Raw genomic sequence first — 4435 nt, 5'->3', positions numbered from 1 at the left:
GATACGGTGCATGCCGTCGCCCGCGCCTGCCTGGTGCAGTTCGAGGGGGTGGAGCCGGATATGCATATCTGGTCGCTGGTCCGCTCGGGGGCGCATATGACCAAGGTTCTGGCGGGGATTGCCGCAAAACCCGGCCCGGTGCTGTTTACGATGGTGGACGATAAGCTGCGCGCCCAATTGCAGGACGAATGCCGCCTGCTGAAAGTGCCGTTGATCCCGATTCTCGACCCCGTGATCGGCGCGCTCGGCTCCTACCTCGGCATGTCGGGCGGCAAGCAGCCGGGCAAGCAGCATACGCTCGATAATGATTACTTCCGCCGTATCGACGCGATGACCTACACGCAGAATCACGACGACGGCCAAGCCTATTGGAACCTGGAAGAGGCCGATGTGGTGCTGGTCGGCGTGTCGCGCACGTCGAAATCGCCCACCTGCATGTATCTTGCCAACCGGGGCTATAAGGCGGCGAATGTGCCGATGGTGCCGGGGGTGCCGCTGCCCGAACAGTTGCTCGCCAGCAAAAAGCCGTTGATTGTCGGGCTCACCAATGATCCGAACCGCCTGGTGCAGATCCGCCGCAACCGGCTGAAGCAACTGAGCCAGGACGAAAGCACGACCTACACCGATATCGACCGGGTGCGCGCCGAAGTGACCGCCGCCCGCCGCCTGTTCGAGGAAAAAGGCTGGCCGATCATCGATATGACGCGCCGCTCGATCGAAGAAACCGCCGCCGCCGTCATCCAACTGCTGCAAGAGCGCGAGCACCTCGGCGAGGTTCACCCCCATACCCATATTCACCAAGGACCGAAGACCTGATGAGCGCGCCGCTGATCCTCGCCTCCGGCAGTGCAACCCGCCTGCGGTTACTGCGCAATGCCGGGCTGACCGTTGAAGCCGTGCCTGCCGCTATTGACGAAGCCACGGTGAAGGAATCCCTGCGGGCGGAGGGGGCCAGCGTCGCCGACGTTGCCCAGGAACTCGCCCATCTCAAAGCCGAGCGCGTGTCGCGCCGCCTGCCCGGCGCAATGGTGCTGGGGGCCGATCAAATGCTGGATTGCGGCGGCACTTGGTTCGATAAGCCGGAAAGCCGCGCGGGTGCGGCGACCCAGCTTCTCAGCCTTGCGGGCCGCACTCATAAGCTGGTCTCCGGCCTTGCCATTCACCGCGACGGCGCGTCGATCTGGACGCACCGGGCGGTGGCGACCCTCACGATGCGCCCGCTCACCCCGGCCCAGGTGGAAACCTATCTCGACCAAACCGGCGATTCGGTGTTCAGCAGCGTCGGCGCCTATCATATCGAAGGCCTTGGCCTGAACCTGTTCGAGAAAATCGACGGCGATTTTTTCACGATCCAGGGGCTGCCGATGCTGCCCCTCTTGGCGTTTCTGCGTGTGCACACGATGGGGTTAGTATGAAACTCGCCGCTGTGATCGGCTGGCCGATCCACCATTCCCGCTCGCCGAAACTGCATACCCATTGGTTGAAGCGCTACGGCATTCAAGGCAGTTACACCGCCCTGCCGATCCGCCCGGAGGATCTCGCCGCCTGCCTGCCGATCCTGCCGAAAATGGGTTTCACCGGCTGTAACCTCACGATTCCCCATAAGGAAATCGTGCTGCCGCTGCTGGATGAGATGGACGATGCCGCCCGCGCCATTGGCGCGGTGAATACGGTGACGTTCCAGGACGGGCGCATTCTCGGCACCAATACCGATGTGTACGGTTTTTACGAGTATCTGCGCCGCTCGGTGCCGGATTTCCGCGCCGATGCCGGGCCGATTGCCGTGCTCGGGGCCGGGGGGGCCTCGCGGGCGGTGCTCTATGGGCTGGCGGAAGCGGGGGCGCGGGAAATTCGCGTCATCAACCGCTCGAAAGCCCGCGCCGACGCGCTGATTCAGCATTTCCAGCGTTCCGGTCTTACGCTGCACGCGGTCGACGACGCGGGGGCGCAAGAAGCGCTTCAGGGCACAACCCTGGTCGCGAACGCCACCAGCCTCGGCATGACTGGCCAGCCTGGCCATACGCTGAGCCTCGATGGGCTCGCCCCCGGCGCGACAGTCTATGATCTCGTCTATAGCCCGCTCGATACGGATTTGTTGATTCAAGCGCGCGCGCGTGGGTATCGCACCGTCGATGGGCTCGGCATGCTGCTGTACCAAGCCAAACCCGCCTTCGCCCGCTTCTTCGGCACCGATCCTGAGGTGGACGATGATTTGCGCGCGGCGGTTCTGGCGTGAGGGGGTTGACGCGCTAACCCATTGGGTTATCATTCCCGTGTGAAGCCCATTACGGTAATCGAAACGGCCCCGTTCATTCGTTACGCCGAGGCTCTCCCAACGGCCGAGGAGCGGCTCGCCTTGATCGATCATATCGCTCGGAATCCCGGGGCGGGAGCGATTATTCAGGGTACGGGCGGGGCGCGAAAACTGCGATGGGGACGGGCAGGGGGCGGTAAGAGCGGCGGGGTTCGGACGATCTATTATTACCATGATGCCGATGCCCCTTTGGTGCTCTTAACCGTCTATGGAAAAGGCACCAAAGCCAGTTTATCCGCGCAGGAAAAGACTGCGGTCGCATCAGCGGTCGAGCGGCTCAAGTCTTTGTTCCGCACCGAATAACACCCAAATAAGGAGCATGGATTATCATGACGCGCAGGATTGCAGAAGAGCTTCTTGAAGGCTTGGCCGATGCTGCTGCTTATCTGGACGGTAAACCCGCACCCGTCCGTGTCACCACCTCTGAACCCGCCGAAGCGCGCGCGGTTCGAAAAGCCGTTGGGGGCACGCAAGCCGAGTTTGCGCAGCGCTTCGGCATTCCCATTGATACGTTGCGGAAGTGGGAGCAGGGCAAGCGGCAGCCGGATGCCGTCGGACGGTCCTACTTGCGTTTGATTGCGAAAAACCCTCAGTTCGTGGAAGATTCTGTGCGAGCAAACGTGCCCGGCGAATGACCCGCCGCCCCCTCATTCTCGGCCTCACCGGCTCCATCGGCATGGGCAAATCGGCGACCGCCTCGGTGCTGCGCGGGTTCGGGATTCCGGTGCAGGATGCGGATGCGGTGGTGCATCGCCTATTGCGGGCAGATCGGGCCACCATTGGCGCGATTGAGGCGGCGTTTCCGGGGGTGGTGATCGGTGGGCAGGTAAGCCGGCCTAAGCTCGGGGCGGCGGTGTTCGGCAATCCTTCGGCGCTGCGGCGGCTGGAGGCGATCATTCACCCGCGCGTGACGGCAGAACGGCTGACGTTCCTCAAGCGCAACGCGCGGCACCGGCTGGTCGTGCTGGATATTCCGCTGCTGTTCGAAACCGGCATCGATAAGCACTGCGACCGGGTGATGGTGGTGACGGCCCCTGAGCAGGTGCAGGCGGCGCGGGTGCTGCGGCGGCCGGGGATGACGGTTGAACGGCTGGCGGCCATCCGCGCCCAGCAGTGGCCGGATCTCGCCAAACGGCGGCAGGCGGATTATATCATTCCCACGGGACTTGGACGGGCGGTGACGCGGCTTTGGGTGTTGCGCGCGTTGCGCCAAATGCGCGCCGCGCCGCCGCCGGTCGGCTCCCTTCTCCGGTCTCCTCCAGCAGGACGTAGAGCCTATGCGCGAAATTTGTCTCGATACCGAAACCACCGGCTTTGATCCGGCGTCCGGCCATCGGATCGTCGAAATCGCCTGTATCGAGTTGATGGACGGCAGCCCAACGAGCCGCCCGCCGCTGCACCTCTATATCAACCCGGAACGGGATATGCCGGAGGATGCGTTTAAGGTTCACGGCTTGTCGGGCGATTTCTTAGCCAAGCATCCGCCGTTTGCCAAAATCGCCGATCAGGTTTTGGAGTTCATCGGCACCGATAGCCGTTTGGTGATTCATAATGCCGAATTCGATATGCGCTTTCTCAATGCTGAGTTGAAGCGCTGTAAGAAACCGACAATCGACCCGGACCGCGCTTTCTGTACCCTCGTTTTTGCCCGGCGCAAGTTCCCCGGCTCGCCTGCTAGCCTGGATGCCCTGTGCCGACGGTTCGAGATCGACAATAGCCACCGCGTGAAGCACGGGGCCTTGCTCGATACCGAGTTGCTGGCGGAAGTCTATGTGGAACTGCTGGGCGGCAAACAGCGCGGCCTCAATCTGTCGGCTCTCGATGCGGAGGAGGCGAATACCCGCCCGCTTAGCCCCCTTAGCGCCCCGGATCGCCCGGCCCGTCCGCCGCGCCCCCATGCGGCAAGCCCGGAGGAATTGGCGCGGCATGCGGCCTTCGTGGCGAAGCTCAAGAATCCGATTTGGCTGGCATTGGCCGAAGCGCCCGACGCAGCAACAGCGCCGACAAAGCAATAGCGCTCAAGGTGGCCCCCGCGACGCCGGGCCAGCCCAGCGCACTCCAGGCGTGGCCCAATCCTGCGCCGAGCGCGCTGGAGCCGATGTAATAAGCGATGAGATAGAG

Annotated in this window: 7 protein-coding genes; all 7 read left to right on the top strand. The window is 63.2% G+C overall.

The features are described 5' to 3' along the window. Positions 1 to 816, top strand: an 816-nt coding sequence (locus tag ACIQ36_RS18780; RefSeq protein ID WP_395832196.1) for a pyruvate, water dikinase regulatory protein, incomplete at its 5' end; no start/stop codon positions are given. Continuing rightward, positions 816 to 1415, top strand: coding sequence for a Maf family protein (locus tag ACIQ36_RS18775; protein WP_395832194.1), 600 nt, complete (start codon positions 816 to 818; stop codon positions 1413 to 1415). The genes ACIQ36_RS18780 and ACIQ36_RS18775, both read left to right, overlap by 1 nt. Further along, entirely contained in the window at positions 1412 to 2236 is an 825-nt protein-coding gene (locus ACIQ36_RS18770) for a shikimate dehydrogenase (RefSeq protein ID WP_395832192.1), read from the top strand. Before ACIQ36_RS18775 ends, ACIQ36_RS18770 begins: the two co-directional genes overlap by 4 nt. A gap of 39 nt (positions 2237 to 2275) precedes the next feature. Beyond that, a complete protein-coding gene (locus tag ACIQ36_RS18765; protein ID WP_395832190.1) occupies positions 2276 to 2617 on the top strand; it encodes an addiction module toxin RelE in 342 nt (113 codons plus the stop codon). 26 nt (positions 2618 to 2643) lie between these two features. Next, positions 2644 to 2949 carry a helix-turn-helix domain-containing protein gene (locus ACIQ36_RS18760; RefSeq protein ID WP_395832188.1) on the top strand — a complete coding sequence of 102 codons (306 nt, stop codon included), beginning with the start codon at positions 2644 to 2646 and terminating at the stop codon, positions 2947 to 2949. Then, complete coding sequence (gene coaE / locus ACIQ36_RS18755; RefSeq protein ID WP_395832186.1) at positions 2946 to 3632, top strand: dephospho-CoA kinase; 687 nt, start codon at positions 2946 to 2948, stop codon at positions 3630 to 3632. The genes ACIQ36_RS18760 and coaE overlap by 4 nt, the downstream gene beginning before the upstream one ends. Continuing rightward, positions 3592 to 4329 (top strand): DNA polymerase III subunit epsilon, encoded by a 738-nt coding sequence (dnaQ, locus tag ACIQ36_RS18750; RefSeq protein WP_395832184.1) that lies wholly within the window; start codon positions 3592 to 3594, stop codon positions 4327 to 4329. The genes coaE and dnaQ overlap by 41 nt, the downstream gene beginning before the upstream one ends. Positions 4330 to 4435: the final 106 nt, after the last annotated feature.

The organism is Elstera sp. (assembly GCF_044372965.1).
Taxonomy (GTDB): Bacteria; Pseudomonadota; Alphaproteobacteria; order Elsterales; family Elsteraceae; genus Elstera.
This window is presented reverse-complemented; position numbering and strand designations above follow the sequence as displayed.